General features: G+C 68.1%; 1 protein-coding gene. It reads left to right on the top strand.

Annotated elements, in window-relative coordinates:
• The first annotated feature begins 503 nt into the window (after positions 1-503).
• Positions 504-1235 carry a TIGR02391 family protein gene (locus BUB17_RS25175; protein WP_072921590.1) on the top strand — a complete coding sequence of 244 codons (732 nt, stop codon included), beginning with the start codon at positions 504-506 and terminating at the stop codon, positions 1233-1235.
• Positions 1236-1307: the final 72 nt, after the last annotated feature.

Here is a 1307-nt window from a genome sequence, read left to right as displayed (position 1 = left end):
CCGTCAGTAATCGGGCTTTCCCGCGAGCTTCAGAAGCGATTTCACGTTGAAGGTGCTGAAGTCCGACCGTCCCATCAATGGCAGAAAGCTCATTCAGCCGGGCGTCCTCGGCCTGCAGAGAATCCACTGCTCGCCGGTAGGTGTCTCCGCGGCCGAAGGTCAACCCAAGCGTGGCGAGGAACACCTGGGCTGCAAGCAGCCCACTAACGGCGGCAAGCAGTCCGGCATTGACCCCACCAGCGGGGTCCTGACTGCCCCACCAGGCAAGTACGACACCCGTCACAACGACTGTCAGCGGGCCACCGAGCAGGTACTTCCACTCACATACGCGGCGTCCCCATGCTGGAACACGTCGCCACCACGTGGGGTCCTGTCGCGATTGCACCACGGCGGCAGGCTAGGGGTCGACGGGATCCATGTTCGACTCCGGATCGAGACCTCAGGGAGCAGCCGCTCAACATCGACATCTCAGACCTGATGGCGCGGAACGTTATGTTGTACCCGTGGTTTTCGACGTGCCGTCGGCTGTGAACGAGCTGCGGATCTTCATCGACCTGGTGCGGGACGGGTCTAAGCCGCCGGCCCCGAGCGATGAGGGGAAGCCGCTCATCGAGGAGCTGGCGGAGTCCGAGGCGCGCATCGCGAGGCAGGCGCCGATGGTGGAGCCGATCCTCGACCGGGTCATCCCGGACTGGCACACCAGCGTGCCGACGTCCAAGCTCGCACGCTGGGCACAGCACCGCGAGGCCGCCCAGCGGGCCACCACCGTCCTGCAGCGCGGAGCGGAGCTGCGCATGAAGCTCGGCGACGACGCCCCCACCATCAACGCAGCCCGGCTGCACCCCTGGGCGTGGGACGGGGCGCGGTCGATGTGGGCCAGCCGGCACCACCGCCAGGCGGTCGTCGACGGGCTGAAGAAGGTCAACGCAGAGGCGCAGAACAAGACCGGGCGGCACGACCTCTCCGAGACCAACCTGTTCAAGCAGGTGTTCTCTCTGGAGGATGCGAAGCCGGAGACGCCGCGGCTGATGGCCGACGTCGGCAGTGACACCTTTAAGAGCCTGCACCGCGGCGCGATGGCGCTGGCCGAAGGTCTGTTCGCCGGCATCCGCAACGTCGTCTCCCACACCTCGGCCGAGACCGACGCCGACGAGCAGCGCGCCCTCGAGCAGCTGGCCGCGGTCAGCGTGCTCGCCCGCTGGGTTGACGACGCCCGCGTGGAGACCGCGCCGTGAGCGACCGGCTGCCCGTCCCCGCCGGTCCCCCCGCCGTCGAGCTCTCGTGGCCGGCCGCGACACCGGCCGTCG

Origin of the sequence: Geodermatophilus obscurus (assembly GCF_900143215.1) — a bacterium.
Lineage (GTDB): Bacteria > Actinomycetota > Actinomycetes > Mycobacteriales > Geodermatophilaceae > Geodermatophilus > Geodermatophilus obscurus_A.
Note: the sequence above shows the minus strand (reverse complement) of the source record. Positions and strands in the feature narration are given on the sequence as shown.